The 16,456-nt window shown below is 68.3% G+C and carries 12 protein-coding genes; 9 read left to right on the top strand and 3 right to left on the bottom strand.

Going from position 1 to position 16,456, the window contains the following annotated elements; translation table 11 throughout:
* Positions 1-248 precede the first annotated feature (248 nt).
* From A6048_RS11015 to A6048_RS10985, 7 genes are all read left to right on the top strand, one after another.
* The gene (locus A6048_RS11015; protein WP_107749000.1) at positions 249-824 is read left to right on the top strand and encodes a hypothetical protein; all 576 of its coding nucleotides are present in this window, start codon (positions 249-251) and stop codon (positions 822-824) included.
* A gap of 191 nt (positions 825-1,015) precedes the next feature.
* Positions 1,016-2,284, top strand: a complete 1,269-nt coding sequence (locus A6048_RS11010; RefSeq protein WP_108835169.1) for an alpha/beta hydrolase family protein — start codon at positions 1,016-1,018, stop codon at positions 2,282-2,284.
* Positions 2,285-2,526: 242 nt separating this feature from the next.
* Positions 2,527-2,952 carry a nucleotidyltransferase family protein gene (locus tag A6048_RS11005; protein ID WP_235027276.1) on the top strand — a complete coding sequence of 142 codons (426 nt, stop codon included), beginning with the start codon at positions 2,527-2,529 and terminating at the stop codon, positions 2,950-2,952.
* 112 nt (positions 2,953-3,064) lie between these two features.
* Complete coding sequence (locus A6048_RS11000; RefSeq protein ID WP_107749002.1) at positions 3,065-4,498, top strand: DUF3375 domain-containing protein; 1,434 nt, start codon at positions 3,065-3,067, stop codon at positions 4,496-4,498.
* Positions 4,495-5,070, top strand: coding sequence for a DUF4194 domain-containing protein (locus A6048_RS10995; RefSeq protein WP_107749003.1), 576 nt, complete (start codon positions 4,495-4,497; stop codon positions 5,068-5,070). The genes A6048_RS11000 and A6048_RS10995 overlap by 4 nt, the downstream gene beginning before the upstream one ends.
* The gene (locus tag A6048_RS10990) at positions 5,063-8,449 is read left to right on the top strand and encodes an ATP-binding protein (protein WP_107749004.1); all 3,387 of its coding nucleotides are present in this window, start codon (positions 5,063-5,065) and stop codon (positions 8,447-8,449) included. The genes A6048_RS10995 and A6048_RS10990 overlap by 8 nt, the downstream gene beginning before the upstream one ends.
* A gap of 35 nt (positions 8,450-8,484) precedes the next feature.
* Positions 8,485-9,612, top strand: a complete 1,128-nt coding sequence (locus A6048_RS10985) for a Wadjet anti-phage system protein JetD domain-containing protein (protein ID WP_244911005.1) — start codon at positions 8,485-8,487, stop codon at positions 9,610-9,612.
* A 352-nt stretch (positions 9,613-9,964) separates the two neighbouring features.
* On the opposite strand, the gene A6048_RS10980 is transcribed toward A6048_RS10985, so the two are convergent.
* Positions 9,965-10,693 (bottom strand): CHRD domain-containing protein, encoded by a 729-nt coding sequence (locus A6048_RS10980; RefSeq protein WP_107749046.1) that lies wholly within the window; start codon positions 10,691-10,693, stop codon positions 9,965-9,967.
* A 219-nt stretch (positions 10,694-10,912) separates the two neighbouring features.
* Here A6048_RS10980 and A6048_RS10975 point away from each other — a divergent pair, with 219 nt between their 5' ends.
* Both A6048_RS10975 and A6048_RS10970 read left to right on the top strand, forming a co-directional pair.
* Positions 10,913-12,211 (top strand): ATP-grasp domain-containing protein, encoded by a 1,299-nt coding sequence (locus A6048_RS10975; RefSeq protein ID WP_235027277.1) that lies wholly within the window; start codon positions 10,913-10,915, stop codon positions 12,209-12,211.
* 79 nt (positions 12,212-12,290) lie between these two features.
* A complete protein-coding gene (locus A6048_RS10970) occupies positions 12,291-14,279 on the top strand; it encodes a hypothetical protein (protein ID WP_107749006.1) in 1,989 nt (662 codons plus the stop codon).
* Positions 14,280-14,540: 261 nt separating this feature from the next.
* Here A6048_RS10970 and A6048_RS10965 read toward each other — a convergent pair whose 3' ends face one another.
* Both A6048_RS10965 and A6048_RS10960 read right to left on the bottom strand, forming a co-directional pair.
* The gene (locus A6048_RS10965; RefSeq protein WP_107749007.1) at positions 14,541-15,404 is read right to left on the bottom strand and encodes an ABC transporter ATP-binding protein; all 864 of its coding nucleotides are present in this window, start codon (positions 15,402-15,404) and stop codon (positions 14,541-14,543) included.
* Positions 15,401-16,444: a FecCD family ABC transporter permease gene (locus A6048_RS10960; RefSeq protein ID WP_107749048.1), complete on the bottom strand. Its 1,044-nt coding sequence runs from the start codon at positions 16,442-16,444 to the stop codon at positions 15,401-15,403. Before A6048_RS10960 ends, A6048_RS10965 begins: the two co-directional genes overlap by 4 nt.
* Positions 16,445-16,456 lie beyond the last annotated feature (12 nt).

Genomic DNA, 16,456 nt, shown 5'->3' with positions numbered 1-16,456 from the left:
TGTGAGACTAGGGCGCGTCATCGGTTCGGTGCAGGCAGTTCAGGAATGGCAAAGGTCTCGGCTGATCCCGGGGCGCCGGCACCGTGTCACCCTGCTGTCGGCCGCGCTGATAGTAGTTTCACCGCATGGACGCTGCCCCGAATGGAACCGCCGCCGAACGGCGCGGGGCCCCAGAGCAGGATCGTGGAGATCGCCCGAGTCGGTTCGCCGGTGCTGCCGCACACGGCGCGACATGGGGTGTGGCCTTTGTGACCCTGCGGATCTTCGCGGTATCCGGCTACGACTGGTCCACGGCATTCCTGGTCAGCACCACCCTCGGGCTCAACGACTCGTTCGCCCTGGTCTTCGGCTCACTCATCGCCGAGCACACGCTCACCGCGGTCCTGTTGATCGGTGTTCTCCCGCTACTGATCGCCGGGTACCTGTGGGGCCCGCGTGACCACCGGACGGTGGTCCTGCTCCTGTCCGTACTGGGAGTGGTCGTGTCGGTGGCTCTCACCTCGAGCTTCGGCATCTGGTGGCTCCCCGCCGGGGCAGCGGCAGTGTTCGCGGCGATCGCGGTGAGCCGACGCCTGCCTCCGCAGCGTCCGCTGAGGCACGCGCTGGCTGTCGCCATGGCGCGGGTCGGCTGGGTGGCGGGGGTCGGTCTCCTGCTCCTCGCCGCCCTCGGACAGACACCCTGGGTCCCGCACGAGGTGATCGAGACGACCAACGGCACTGTGTCCGGGTATGTCCTCAGCATCGAGCCCGGATTCCTGAACGTGCTCACCGACGAGCGGGAGTTCACGATCGTGGTCAGCGGAGACGTGCTCTCGAGAGGCTGACGAACTCGAGCGGGGCCCGAGACGAACGCCGAGTGGTCGTCCACGGCCGTGTGGGACGCGACCTCGTCGTCGTCATCAAGGATCTCGTCCCGAAATGCGACCTGGATCTACTGACGTTGTCCTTACACTGAGTGAGGGTGGTCGTGGCGACGTCGACCAGGGATGACCACCACGGATGACGAGGTGTGGACATGGCCACGAACACCGCATCGGATGCGACAACCCACGCCGTGGATGGAGGCGGAGGCCCCGGCGAGCCCACCCTCACCGGGCTGGCCTTCTCGGACGGCGGGTTCGACGGCCAGTTCCTCCGCGTGCTGGACACCATCGCGACGGGCGGAGCCGACGTCGGCGAGGCGTTCATCACCGCCCGCAGAATCCCCGGCGGGGACAGGGAAGCCTGGTATGCCGAGTGGAACGCGCTCGGCGAACGGATTCTCGCGGATGCGGAGGCGAGTCTCGCCGCCGGTCACCGGGTGAGCGCGCGTGAGGGATTCCTCCGCGCGGCCACCTACTTCCGTATCTCCGGGGTTTTCATGTACGCCCCTCCGATGGATCCTCGGTTCGTCACGGCGCACGCGCGGCAACGGGACGCCTTCCGCCGAGCGATCGAGTTGATGGATCATCCCTTCTGGGAGGTCGCGGTCCCGTACGAGGGAAGCGAACTCGACGGCTACTTCGCGACCCCACCCGGCCCGGGGCCGTTCCCCACCCTGATCCTGGTCGGCGGATACGACGGAACGATGGAAGAGACGTACGTCGCCGGCGGCGTCGCGGCGTTGCGGCGCGGCTACGCCGTTCTCATGATGGACGGCCCGGGCCAGGGCGCGGCTCTGGTCGAACGCGACCTGCACTTCCGACACGACTGGGAGGCGGTCGTCAGCGCTCAGATCGACTGGCTGGTCGCCCGTCCCGAGGTCGATGCCTCCCGAATAGCGGCACTGGGCCGCAGCTGGGGCGGCCATCTCGCGCCGCGCGCCGCCACTGCGGAGCACCGCCTCGTCGCCGTGATCGCCGACGCCCCGCAATACGCCCCTGGAGCCAATGCCTCGCTGCTCCTCCCTGAGGAGTACCGCGGCGACCTGGACACCGGGGATGCCGATGACCTGCTCAACGAGGCGGTCCGTGCCGGGATGGAGCAGTCACCGGGACTGGACTTCTCCATGGGGCGAGGGATGCTCACGCACGGATGCACGACCCCGGTCGACTATCTGCGCGAATTGAGGCTGTACACACTGGAAGGCCTCGCGGACCGCGTCGCCTGTCCCGTGCTGCTGACCATCGGCCAGAACGACCCGCGCATCGTCGACGCACAGAGTCTCTTCGAGGCCCTCACCGCGCCCAAGACAATGATCGAGTTCACCAACGCAAAAGGTGCCGGTGAACATGACCAAGCGGGGGCGGCAGCGCTGTTCAGCCAGCGCGTATTCGACTGGCTCGACACGGTGATCGGCCGGTAGGACCGCCGGTCGAAATCACCGATCCCGTACCTCGAAGTGGCGATCGCCGCAGCACACAGGGTTGCCGGCTACGCCCCTGCGTCTGAGACGGAGTTCCTCGCCTCGCCTCTGGTGCAGGGCGCGGTCTGTAGTCCGAGAGTTGGCAACGCCTGATCGGTCTACCCAACGTGATCTCACACGGCTCACTTGCATCCTGCGGTCTGGGGCCTTCAGTTCCCAGGGGCGGCCGGTAACCTGTAGCTATGGCGAGCACCGCCCCGACTCCCGAATCGCTCGCAATGCGCGAGCTGATCGAGGCGCGTGATGACGAGTTCCGTGCGCTCCTGGCGAAGTACGCGGCTACTAGACCAAGGCTGTTCGGTTCGGTCGCGCGTGGCACCGCGCAGGCGGGAAGCGACATCGACATCCTGGTGGACATGGACCCGGCCGACGGCAATCTCTTGATGCGCGCCTCCGGTCTGTTGGAGGAAGTCCGTGCGCTATTCGGCCGTGACGATATCGACGTCTTCCCGTCGCAACTACTTAGGCGAGCGATCTCAGAGTCGGCGCTCCGGGACAGCGGTGTTGAGGCTGACATTGTGCGAGACGTCGTGAAGACACACCTCCCGCCTCTTGCCGAAGCGCTGAGTCAACACCGGCGTGGTCCTGAATCGAACTCCACGGTGTGACGGGACGCCTCTCGCGGGGTGCTGCCCGCACCGACCGCCCAGACAGTAGTGTTCGACCGCCCTCCTAGACTGGCTGCACGATCCCGGCCGACCCCTGACCCGAGGAGACCGTGTGGACTACGCGGCGATCGACGCGTTGCGCGAACGACATCCCGCGTGGCGAATGCTCCGCGCCACCCATGCACCGCTGCTGCTCTCGTTTCTCGGACGGTTCTTCGTGGATGAGGGGCACGGTGCCAGCCCGGAGGGGGAGATCATCGACGCCCTCGACGACGAGCTCTACATGCGCAACGGCGAGGATCCCGAGAACCCGCGGTTCAAGCGGGCCGCAGCCGACTATCTGACCGAGTGGGCGTCGACCGACTCGGGGTTTCTCCGTCGGTTCTATCCGCTCGGCACCGACGAGATCCACTACGACGCCACACCCGCGCTGGAGAAGGCGTACTCGTGGGTCCAGAGTCTTCACGCGCGGCCTTTCGTCGGCACCGAGTCGCGACTGCAGACCGCGATCGAACTGCTCCGGCAGATCGCCCAGGGCACCGAGGTCGACCCGGAGATCCGGCTCGCCGAGCTGCAGCGGCGCAAGCAGGAGATCGAGCGGGAGATCGAGCAGATCGAGGCCGACCCTGAAGCCGGACTGCTCGACATCACCGCCGTGCGCGACCGCTACCAGCAGTTCTCCTCCACCGCCCGCGAACTCCTCGCCGACTTCCGCGAGGTGGAGGAGAACTTCCGCGCACTGGACCGCTCGGCCCGCGAACGCATAGCCACGTGGAAGGGCAGCAAGGGTGATCTGCTGGAGGAGCTGGTCAGCGGGCGTAGTCGCATCGACTCCTCCGATCAGGGACGCAGCTTCCAGGCGTTCTACGACATGCTCCTGTCCTCGTCCGGGCAGGAGGAACTCTCCGCCCTGCTCGAGCGGCTCACCACGATCGACGAGCTGAAGGCGGACCGCAGCATCCGCACCGTGCACCACGGGTGGGCCGAGGCCGCCGAGCGCACCCAGCTGACCGTCCGCCAGATCTCGGAACAGCTCCGCCGGTTCACCGACGATCAGATATGGCTGGAGAACCGTCGCGTCCTCGACCTGGTCCGCGAGATCGAAGGGACCGCGTTGGAGCTGCGCACAGGCGCACCCCCGGAATGTGGTCTCGAGTTGGAGCAGGCCGGCGTGGACGTGTCGCTGCCCACCGAACGACCGTTGCACAGTGTGCGGCCCGCGTCCGAGGTGGACAGTCTCCTGCCGCCGGCCGAGCAGGAGGACGTCGACACCTCCGTGTTGGCCGACCAGGTGATCGTGGACCCCGCCCGCCTCGCCGCCAGGTTGCGCAACCTCGTCCCCGAACGCGGGACGGCATTGCTCGAGGACGTCGTCACCATGTACCCCGTCGAGCACGGCGCCGCGGAACTCGTCGGCTACCTCGCCCTGGACACCGATGACATCGAGGTGACCACCGACGAGCAGGAGGAGACGGTGATCGAGTACGACGAGGCCGGCCGGTCGATGCGGGCCCGGATGCCGCGCGTCGTGGTGAGGCGCCGGTGAACCCGGACGAAAGGGCGGTCGCGACCAGCGCCATCCGCCTCATGCAGGGCGTCGTCTACCAGGAGTCTGACGCGTGGGAGGACCTCCTCCGCCATCGTGGCGCCGTCCGCGACCACTTCGCGGTGATCGGGCTCGACGTGGTGATCGACGACGACGAGGGTTACGCCTACCTGCGCACCACCGAGCCGGAGGACGGTGACGAACCGCTCCCGCGGGTGATCAGACGCCGCGCGCTCACCTACGCCGACAGCCTCTTGTTGGTGCTGCTGCGCAAACGGATGGTGGAGTTCGAATCCGCTGGCGACCAGGGCCAACTGGTGCTCACCCAGGACGAGATCCTCGAGATGATCCGGCTCTTCCTCGCGCACAGCACCGACGAGGCCCGAGTGCTCAAGCAGGTCGACACCTCCGTCAACCGCCTGGTCTCCATGGGATTCCTGCGCCAGCTCCGGGGCCGGCGGGACACCTGGGAGGTGCGCCGGATCCTCAAGGCCTTCGTGGACGGTCAGACACTGTCCGACTTCTCCGCCAAACTGGCCGAGTACGCCAACGGGGGTGCAGACGATGAGTGAGGGCCTGTTCTCCTCCGTCGACCTCGCTCCACAGGGACGTCCCGGGTTCCGGCTGGTCCGGCTCGAAGTGCTCAACTGGGGAACCTTCGACAAACGCGTCTGGCAACTGGAATCGGATGGGGAAACGTTGTTGCTCACCGGCGACATCGGCAGCGGCAAGTCCACGCTCGTCGACGCGGTGAGCACCCTCATGCTCCCCTCGCACCGGATCGACTACAACAAGGCTGCGGGCGCCGCGCGCAAGGAACGCACTCTGCGCTCCTACGTGGAAGGCCACCACAGGACCGAGCGCAACGAGTCCACCGGCAGCGTGCGACCGGTGGGACTGCGGGACCGGCGGTCGTATTCGGTGATACTCGGCGTTTTTGTCAACGAGGGGTACGACGACGAGGTGACCCTCGCCCAGGTCTTTCAGCAGCAGGACGCCACAGGACAACCCTGGCGACGCTTCGTCACCGCCGACCGGGCGATGTCGATCAAGTCCCACTTCACCGACTTCGGCTCTGATTTGGGCGACCTGCTCAAGCGCCTCCGCCGCGACGGCGCCACGGTAGAGAAGGACTTCCCGCCCTACGGTCGTGCCATGAGGCGGCTGCTCGGCATCCGGTCCGAACAGGCCATGGAACTGTTCCACCAGACCGTCTCCATGAAGGCCGTCGGCGATCTCAACGAGTTCGTCCGTACGCACATGCTCGAACCCGCGGACGCCTCCGAACGAATCGAGGGGATCATCCGGCACTTCGAGGACCTCACCCGATCCTACGAAGCGGTCCAGCGGGCCCGCGCCCAACTCGAGGCACTGGAACCATTGGTCGCGTCGATCACCCGGTACGAGAACGCGGTCGAGCGCCTGGACGGTCTCCGCGAGGAACGCGTGGCGGTCCGCCCCTACTTCGCCGAACTGCGGATCGAGCTACGGAATGGGGAGATCGAGCGGGTCCGCGCCGAGGTCGCCACCATCGCCGCCCAGTTGGAGCAGGTGCGCGCCGAGTTGACCGCCCTCGGGGCGGAGCGGGACCAGCTCCTCGCGGCCCGGGCCGAGGCGGGCGGCAACCGCATCGGCGAACTGGAGCGCGCGGCCCGGGACGCGAGCGAGCAGGCCGAAGAACGGCGAGGCAGGCGAGAGCGGTTCGAGGACGCCGTCGCGAGGGCCGGCCTGGACCCGGTCGGCGACGCCACCGGATTCGCGGACCTCGCCGCCCGGGTCGGTCGGGCGCAGGCGGAGATCGAAGCCCAGATTGCCGAACTCAAGGAGCAGTACGACGCGCTGGTCCTCGGACACGGTGAGGAGAAGTCGCAGCTCCGCGAGGTGCAGGAAGAGCTGGACAGCCTCGCGACCCGCCGCAGCAACCTTCCGACCGAACAGCTCCAGGTGCGGTCCGCCCTCTGCGCGGAACTCGGGGTGTCCGAGGAGGAACTCCCGTTCGCCGGCGAGCTCCTCGACGTCTCGGAAGATCATGCGCAGTGGCGGGGAGCTGCCGAGCGCGTGTTGCGCGGGTTCGCGGTGTCGCTGTTGGTGCCGCAGCGGTACTACGCCGACGTCGCGGAATGGGTCAACGCCCGCCGGTTGACCGCCCGGCGCTCCGACGGTCGCGAGATGGGGGTCCGCCTGACCTACGAGCGGGTCCCGGAACGACACCTGCCACTTCAGCGCCCCCGTTCCGAGGGCCTGCTGCTGGCCGACACGGTGGAGATCGCCGACACCCCGCTGCGTGGATATTTGAGCAAGGAGTTGTTCGCCCGGGCCGACCATCTCTGCGCCGACACGGTGGAGGAGTTCCGGCACGCCGAGCGGGCGGTGACGCGCGAGGGTCAGGTGCGGTCCAGGAATCATCACATCAAGGACGACCGGCGGTCCGCGAGCGATCCCCGCGGTTGGGTGCTGGGTTGGCGCAACGAGCAGAAGATCGCCGCACTGCAGGATCGGCGCGGCGACCTCACCCGCACAGTGGAGCGGCTCGCGGCCCGACTCGAGTCGGTCTCGCGGGAGCAGAACGAGGTGGGGGAGCGGCGCACCGCGCTCTCGCGGGTCGCGGACCATCCCTCGTGGCGGGATCTCGACTGGGAGGACGCACGGTCGCGGGCGGACGCCGCCGATGCCGAGCGTCGTCGCCTGCTCGAGGGCAGTAACGAGCTGGCCGAGATCGACCGGCGCGTGGCCGAGGTTGACACCCGAGTGGGCGAGCTCAACCAGACCAAGGACACCCTCGGCGAGGCGAAGGGCAGCGGGGAGAGCCGCATCGCCCACGAGAGCCATCAGGTGGACCGCGACCGGCGCAGCCTCGACGAGCTGACGGCGGAGATCCGCGCGGTGGCCGCGGACGTCTACCCCCGACTCCGGTCACGCCAGGGCGGCACGGGTTCGACGACCGCAGATCAGGCCGAGCTCCACGAGCGACAGATGTCCGACGAGATCCACAGGGAGACCGGCCACACCCAGCGGGAACTCAACGGCTTCACCACCAGTCTTCAGCAGGCCATGGCGGAGATCCGGCGGCGCTGGCCGGAGCAGACCACCGAGATGGACGCCTCGGTCGACGCGCGTGGCGAGTACGTCCGTTTTCACGCGCAGGTGGCCCAGGACGATCTGCCCCGCTTCATGGCGGAGTTCGAGGAGCAGCTCAAGAAGAACGCCATCCGCGAACTCGCCGGCTTCCACAACTGGCTGCAGCGCCAGGCCGACGACATCCAGCAGAAGATCGAGAAGATCAACGAGGCACTCGGAGCGATCGACTTCAATCCCGGACGCTTCGTGCGCCTGGATCGGGAGAACACGGTCAACCAGGATGTGCGGGAGTTCCGAGCCGACCTGCGAGCGGTTACCGACGACACCCTCGGTGGCGACGACCGCTACTCCGAGCAGCGGTACCAGGAGGTGCGGGCGATCCTCGAGCGACTACGCGGCCGTGAGGGCCACAGCGATACCGACAAGACGTGGCGGGCGCGAGTCACGGACGTGCGCAACTGGTACACCTTCTCCGCCTCGGAGCGCGACCGCGAGACCGACGAGGAGTGGGAACACTACCGCGACTCGGACGGCAAATCGGGCGGGCAGAAGGAGAAGCTCGCCTACACCATCCTCGCCGCGTCGCTGGCATACCAGTTCGGCCTGGAGTGGGGTGCGGAGAAGGCCCGCGACTTCCGCTTCGCCGTGATCGACGAGGCGTTCGGTCGCGGCTCCGACGCCTCCACCCGGTACGCCCTCGAGCTGTTCGCCAAGCTCGGCATCCAGCTGCTGATCGTCACGCCCCTACAGAAGGTGCACGTGATCGCACCGTACGTGCGCTCCATCGGGTACGTGGACAACGTGGAGGGCAGATACTCGCGGCTCGTCATGATGTCCACCGAGGAGTATCACCGCCAGCGCGGCAGCGCGTGATGGTTGCCGGCGCGCGGAAATGGGCCACACCGGAGATGGTCCGGGAGAAGGTGCACAGGCGGTGGGTCGACGGCACCCTGCTCCGGGCTTTCGCCCGCGGGGAGGCTCTGATCCCGCTTGAGGTTCCACTGGGACCGCCGAAGGCGGCAGAGATCGGTGGGCGCTTCGGTGAGGTGCAGGACTGGATGGCCGCACTCGAGGCCGGCAGTCGCGACGGCAGCCGATACACCCTGCGGTACACGGCGGTAGGCGGCCGGAGAGTTGGACGCAATCAGATCCCCACTCATGCCGTGGTGACCCGGTTCGACCAGGCGTGGGCGTTGCTCGGAGTCCGGTCGCAGGTGTCCATCTTCGACCAGATGCTGGCGGAGGCCCCGGACGCCGCGGTGGCGGACTGGCTGCTTGCCAGACCCGTCGCTGCGCTCGAGCATGCACAGGAGTGGCCGCAGATCCTCGCGGCGTACCGCTGGCTCGAGGGCGCCCGCGGGTCGGGCAGGTACCTGCGGCAGATCGATGTCCCGGGAGTGGACACCAAGGTCGTCGAGAGTCACCGGACGGTGCTCGCAGGACTCCTCGGGGTGTCGCGCAACGCCACCTCGTTCCTCCACGACCTGGGTCTGCGCACCAAGCCCGAGTACGTTCGGTTCCGCATGTCAGGGAGCGTCGCGCCGGCTTCGGTCACCGAACTGTCCGTGCGGCCGGAGGAGCTCGACGGACTCGGCATGTCCTTGACCACTGCCGTGATCGTGGAGAACGAGATCACCTACCTCACACTGCCCGTCCCGGACGACGGGGTGTTGATCTGGGGGAAGGGATTCGACGTGGCCCGTCTCGGTCGCTGGGACGCTCTGCGGGAGGCCGACGTGCACTACTGGGGCGACCTCGACACCCACGGCTTCGCCATCCTCCATCGGCTGCGCACGCATCTACCGCGGGTGCGGTCTTTCCTCATGGATCTCGAGACCCTCCACGCGCACCCTCGACGATGGGGACAGGAGTCCTCACCCACCGGCGCGACACTCGATCGACTGACGGCGGCGGAGGCGGCGGTCTACGACGACCTGGTCTCCGATCGCTACGGCGAGCGCGTCAGGCTGGAGCAGGAGCGGATCGACTGGGCCTGGGTCCTGGAGCGATTGCCATTCCGGCCAGACGAGGCATGAGCTCAGAGTCACCGCGCGCCCCGTTCGCCACTGGCCGACCCCTCCGGGCGGTTGCGAAACCGACGACACCGTGGAGCGCCCCTGGTCGGACATGCTCGTGATGAATGCCGTTCGACTGCCGAGGCTCACGCGGATTGCGACCTCGTCGTCGTCATCACACAAGGGGCCGGCACCTGGTCACGTCGTCCTCAATCGGTGCCGCGCTGGGCCTGGACCACGCGACTCGGATGGGACGCGGGGCTGTGCGGTCGGCGGCGCCCTCGCAGCGCCACCGACCGTCGATCACCCGTTCAGCACGGTGACACCGAGTCCCTACGGGTCCGCGGTGACCGGCGTGGTGAGTCCGAAGGGATCAGGAACCCAGCGAGCCCAGGGACCCGAGCGAACCCGTCGACCCGGACGAGCCCATGGACCCGAGCGAACCCCCGAGGCTGCCCATGGACAGGCTGCCCATCGAATCGATGTTCAGCTCACCACACGCGGCGGGGTCGGTGGCCTCGGACGGAAGCGTCGGATCGAGGTCCGACTCCTGGTCGCCGTCGTACGCGCCGCTGCCGTTGTGGTCGACACCGTGCAGGACCACGGAACCCTCGCCGGCGCGGAGGCTGGCGGCCACCTCGTCGGTGACGGTGAACGTCCGCGAGTACGGGGCATCGCCGACGGGGTAGCGGTCGACTGCGAGCGCGCTGGCCGGGCTGGTGTCGCCCTCGGTGGTCAGCGACACCTGGACCGCGCCGTAGGAGTCGATGGCGTCAGTGGTGCGGAGCGCGCCCTCGAAACCTGTGCCCTCCTGGTCGGGACTGGGGCACTGGTTGGTCCCGCCGATGTGGATGTGCTGCGCGTGCGGCGCATCGGCGAGCAGGCCCGAACTGTCGATGCGGACGCTGAGCTCGTTGCCCTCCAGCGAGAGCCAGGCGGTGCTATCCACACCGGAATCGTTCAGTTCCGTGATGTTGGCCGTGAGGTAGGTGGTGTCGCCGCCGAGGCTTCCTGCGCTGAGGCTCCCCGCCATCGCGGGGGCCACCCCGAGCGAGCTGAACAGCGCGGTGGCTGCCAGGACCGGCAGAGTTCTTCTGGTCATCGTGCGCATATGCGTCCTTTCGACCCAAAGGCACCGAGCGGCTGAACGGCCGCTGAGGACGGTGCTGGCAGTGATTCGCGACACAGTGCTGATCGGATGGGACCAGTGTTGAATCCTGCGACGCCGCTCGAACGGCCCGCCACTCCACGCGTGTCCCGCGGACTGTTGGGTAGGTTGGTGGCCCACCAGCCCGCGCCCCAACCCAGGAGGCAATTGAGCGTGCAGATTTCCACAGCAGAAACCACCACCACAGTCTCGGACACGAGTTCGCTCGCGACGCAGGACGGCAACGCGACACGGCGCGACCCCGACAAGGGCTACGTGGCTCTACTCGGCTGGGCACCCAACGCAGTCGACGCCGTCGACCGGTTCGACCGCCGCTACGTCGTGGTGGCCCCGGACTGGGCCGAGGACTACTGCAAGCAGCACAACATCCCATTTGTGCCGTGGAACTTCGAGCGGCTCAACGACCGGTCCATGGAGATCGCGGAGACCCTGAAGGACATGGGCGTTGACGTGGCGATCCCGCTGTTCGAGGAGACCGTCGAGTGGGCGGGCGCCATCAACTCCATGCTCATGGACAACCCCACGCTATACGGCCAATCGCTGCTGCTGCGCGACAAGGCCCTGATGAAGCGCCGTGCCCAGCTCGGTGGGATCCGCGTGGGCATCTTCGAGGAAGCCCACGAGCGCGACGACGTGATCCGCTTCCTCAAGCGCGTCAACCAGACGCTGCTCAAGCTGGACGGCGACCCCAACGACCCGATCCACCTCAAGGCCTTCGACAAGGCCGGCTGCCTGGGGCACCGCGTCATCCGCACTCCCGACGAGGTCGACACGATCCCCGACGAGGAGTTCCCGGTCCTCATGGAATCCCACCTGGACGGCTGGGAGTTCGCCGTCGAGGCCTGGGTGCACAACGGCAAGATCGTGTTCCTCAACATCTCCGAGTACGTGACGCTCGGGTATTCGGTGTTCGTGCCGGCCTCGCCGGAGCTCGAGAAGTACCGCCCCGAGATCACGCGCCAGATCGAGAAGCTCATCAAGACCTTCGACATCAAGTTCGGCTTCGTGCACCCCGAGTACTTCGTCACCAGCGACGGCGAGATGTACTTCGGTGAGGTGGCCTACCGCCCGCCGGGGTTCAAGGTCTTCGAACTGCTCGAGCGCGCCTACGGCTTCAACGCCTACCAGGGCCTGGTGCTCGCGTTTGACCCCAAGACCACCGAGGAGGAGATCACAGCGTTCTTCCCGCGCGAGGTGGTCGACGCCACCGGGCACGCGGGGTGCTTCGGTGTCTACCCGCGGCGTCGTGTGGTCTCGACTCTCGAGATCCCGGAGGAGACCGAGGACCACGAGTACTTCGAGTCACACGAGCTCACTGCACCCGTAGAGGAGACCGTCACCAAGCGGACCGCATTCGGTACCCACTGGGGGTTGATCTACTTCTTCGGCGACGACGCGTACGAGATGCGGACCCTGCTCGCGCGCCAAGAGGAGCTCGACTTCTACGTGTGACGGTCCACGGGATCAGTTGACCTGAGTACGGTACCGGGGGGCGGGAACAACCGCCTCGAGATCTGGAGAGTGAACCTAAGTGGCTAACGACGAACCCGGCGCGGCGCGAGTTCTGGACAAGCGGGTGGCCTCGCTCGTCGAGGCGACCAGGGCCCTCGCGGAAGCCGGGGACGTCGGAAAGTCGACGCCGAAGCGACGCGTCCTCGACGGCCTACGTCTGGTTCTGCTCCAGGAGGGCGGCGCCCGGGCCGTGCAGTCGATGGCCCGGGAACTCGAGTCCGCCGGGCTGTTCGAGGGGACGGACTGGGCGTCGCCGAGTTCACTGGTCCCGGCGCTGAGCACCGGGTCGCTCCGCAGCCCCAACGCGGACACGGCCGTGATGGAGATCGTCAGCGACCTCAGGTTGGCCGCGGTGGCGAAGGGGGAGTACGCGCACCCCGACGTGTCGGCGGAGGAGGCCCTCCAGCACCTCAAGGAGGTCCTCGCCAACAACGCCTCCATGCTGTTCACCGTGGCCACCGAGGCGGAGCGGGTTCAGCAGGGTCGCATGGCCAAGGTGACGCGCACGTCGATGACGCACATCGCCGGGGAGATCGGGTTCGACACCGTCCTGGACCAGTTGGTCGAGGAGATCTGGCGGATCCTGCGGCAACGCCCGATCCAGGTCGATCACATCAAGCAGACCATCACGCAGATCGCCATCGCGCGCCACGACCCCGAGGTGGACACCAGCACCGGTGGCTTCGGCGTGGACCGACTGATCAGCAGCATCTTCGGCACCACCGAGGCGAGCCGGGAAGACCCCGGGGTGGACATCTACCGCTCCCGCCTGGAGTCGATGGACGAGGGGACCCTGCAGTACGAGGCCGCGGGTTTCGCGCGATCCATGCACGACACGGGCCTGGTCTCGGCGTACCACCCCGTCCTGCTGCGGTTCCTCCGCGAGAAGGGCAGCTTCCTGCTCAGCGAGGCGCTCGGCCTGTCGAGCACCGGGCGCGAGAGCCTGCTGTGCTTCCACGGCCTGGTCGACGCTCTCATCGACGCCGCCGTGCACCCCGAGACGGCCCAGTCCGTGTACGGACTGGCGCTGCTGCTCGAGCGCGGGATCCTCTTCCAGCCGCCCGTCGCGCCCGCGTTGTGGCGGCTGCTGTCGCTGCCCCTGTCGGACTACGCGGACGAGCGCCTCGCGCTGGCCTACGGGCCGGAGCATCCGGGGCGGATCTGGCTGCTTGCCGGGACACTGTCGATGCTCGGCCAGCCGCTGGGCGTGGGGCAGGGCGACAACCCCACCTGTCAGTCCGCCCGTGCCCTGTCGATGTGGGCCTACAACGATCCCGACTACCTGCTGCAGACCATCGCGTGGGCGGCGCGGGACAACGAGGTGGTCATGCACTTCGAGGGCCGCCCCCTGTCCTCCCGCGAGCTCGAGGCGGGCCTGGCGGAGACCCTGCCCGTGGACCTGGACCCGGTCTCCCTGCTCGTGGTGCCGCACCTGGACCGCATCTACGCCGAAATGGGCCGGCAGTGCTCCGATCGCGAGGGTGACCCCCACCGCTGGGTCAACCCTGAGTTCCACGGCTGGTGGGCCGCCCGGGGTTTCCGCATCAACGTGGACGTGGACTCCGGCCGGCTGACCGGGCTCGAGGACTTCCTGCGGCACTTCTACGGCAGCTACCACCCGTTCCACAACGGCAACCAGCCGCTGATCCACCCGCAACCCGCCGGGGTGGCCGTGACCGACAGCTCTGCTCGGTTCGTGGGCTGGCACGCCATCACGATCCTGCGCGTCGCGCTGGATCCGGACGAGACCATGCGCGTCTACTTCTTCAACCCCAACAACGACAGCGGGCAGGACTGGGGCAACGGCGTGGTGGTGAGCACCGCCGGTAACGGCGAGCGGTTCGGCGAGTCGTCGCTGCCGTTCGAGCAGTTCGCCTCGCGGCTGTACATCTTCCACTTCGACGCCCTCGAGCCCGGCGAGACCGGGTCGGTGACGGCGGAGGAGATCGCCCGCGTGACCGACTTGATCCACTCCAGCTGGGGCGCGGACCGGCTGCCCGAGATCTGAGCCTGGCCACTCAAGCGCAACCTCTGGTCGCGGGCCCTCCGGCGCCGGCCGCCGGCGTGCGCGCCCACCCCCGGCTTGCGCTGCCGGAATGGATCATTGCGGGCGCGCGACCCGGGGGAGGGTGTGCAGAGGGGGCACGTGGGCCGAAGGCGCAGCGCAACCCGCCCGGGTTAGGGATGCGCAAGGCGGAAAGCGCAGCGCTGCTCGGGCGGTGGAGGCGGCTACCTTGCATCCGCGCCTCGACCGCTCACGATCCGGCGCTCACGATCCCGCGTTCACCACCCCCTGCTCACCGTGAACCCCCTGCTCACCGCGGACCCCGTCCTCGCGAACCCCATGCCTCCCCAGCGGCAGCATCAGCGGCCGGCCGGACGTGGGGTCGGGGATCACCACGGAGTCGAGCCCGAACACCGCGCTCACCATCTCCGTGGTGAACACCTCCTGGGGAGCACCCGCGCAGTGCACGCGCCCGTCGGCCAGGGCCACCAGGTGGTCGGCGTAGCGGGCGGCCAGGTTGAGGTCGTGCAGGACCATCACGATGGTGGTGCCCCGGTCGCGGTTGAGGTCCACCAGCAGGTCCAGTACCTCCACCTGGTGGGCCACGTCGAGGAACGTGGTGGGCTCGTCGAGTAGTAGCAGGTCGGTGTGCTGGGCCAGGGCCATGGCTATCCACACGCGCTGTCGCTGACCGCCGGACAACTCGTCCACGGCCCGGTCGGCCAGCTCGAGGGTGCCGGTGGCCTCGAGGGCGGAGGCCACGGCCTCGTCGTCGTCCCTACTCCACCTGGAGAGCATCCCCTGGTGGGGGTTCCGCCCGCGGCCCACCAGGTCGGAGACGGTGATCCCCTCCGGCGCGATGGGGGACTGGGGGAGCAGCCCCAGCGTGCGGGCCAGCTTCTTGGCGGGGATGCGGTGCACCTGCTCGCCGTCCAGCAGCACCTGGCCGCCGCGGGGCTTGAGCAACCGGGACATGGACCGCAGCAGAGTGGATTTGCCGCACGCGTTGGCGCCGACGATCGCGGTGATCCGGCCCGGCGGCACCTTGAGCTCCAGGTCGTGGATGACGGTCCGGTCGCGGTAGCCCAGGTCGAGGCCGGTCGCGTGGAGGGAGTGGTCGGTGGTCACAGTGAGCCTCCGGTGCGGTTGCTGCGGGCGATGAGATAGATGAGGTACGGCGCGCCGAGCACTCCGGTGATCACGCCCACCGGGTAGCGGGAGCCGAAGGCGTACTGGCCCACCAGGTCCGCACCGAGCACCAGCACCACGCCCACCAGCGCCGCCGGCACGAGTGGCGAGCCGTGCGGCCCCACCAGGCGCGCGGCGATGGGCCCGGACAGGAACGCCACAAAGGCGATGGGCCCGGCGACCGCGGTGGCAAAGGCGATCAACCCGACGGCGGCCACGATCAACACGATCCGGGTAAGTTCGGTGCGCACTCCGAGCGCGGAGGCGGTGTCGTCGCCCAGCCGCAGCATGGACAGGTCGCGGGACTTGAGCAGCAGCACCGGGGCGAACACCAGGCACGCCACCAGCACCGGCTGCACCTGCTCCCACGAGGCGCCGTTGAGGCTGCCGGTGATCCAGCGCATGGCCTCCTGCAGTTCCCACTGCGGTGCGGTCTTGAGGATGTAGTTGGTGGCCGCGTTGAGCATGGCGGCGGTGCCGATGCCGATCAGCACGAGTCGCGTGCCCACCACCCCGCCGCGATAGGCCAGGAGGTAGATGGCCAGGGCCACGGCGATGCCCATGACGATCGCGAACACCGAGACCTGCGCGCCACCCAGGCCCAGGACCACGATCGCGAAGGCCGCCGCCGCGCTGGCGCCGGAGCTGATCCCGATGATGTCGGGGGAGGCCAGCGGGTTGCGCAGCATGGTCTGGAACGTCACGCCGCCGATGCCGAAGCAGACGCCGGTGAGCACGGCGAGCACTGCGCGGGGCAGGCGCAGCCGTCCGACGGTGAACGAGGCGCCGGCCACGTCCTGCCCCAGGATCACGCCCAGCACGTCGGCCGGGGGGTAGAACGTCCTGCCCACCATGAGGCTGGCGGCGAACAGCGCCGCGGCCACCAGGGCGAGCGCGGTCATGACGATCACCCGCCGTCGCCTCCGGCTGCGGCGACCGCGGGAGATCAGCTCGACGGACGCCGGGTGGGCGGTGGTCAGGGTGTCGGTGGC

Origin of the sequence: Dietzia psychralcaliphila, assembly GCF_003096095.1 — a bacterium.
Taxonomy (GTDB): Bacteria; Actinomycetota; Actinomycetes; order Mycobacteriales; family Mycobacteriaceae; genus Dietzia; species Dietzia psychralcaliphila.
This window is presented reverse-complemented; position numbering and strand designations above follow the sequence as displayed.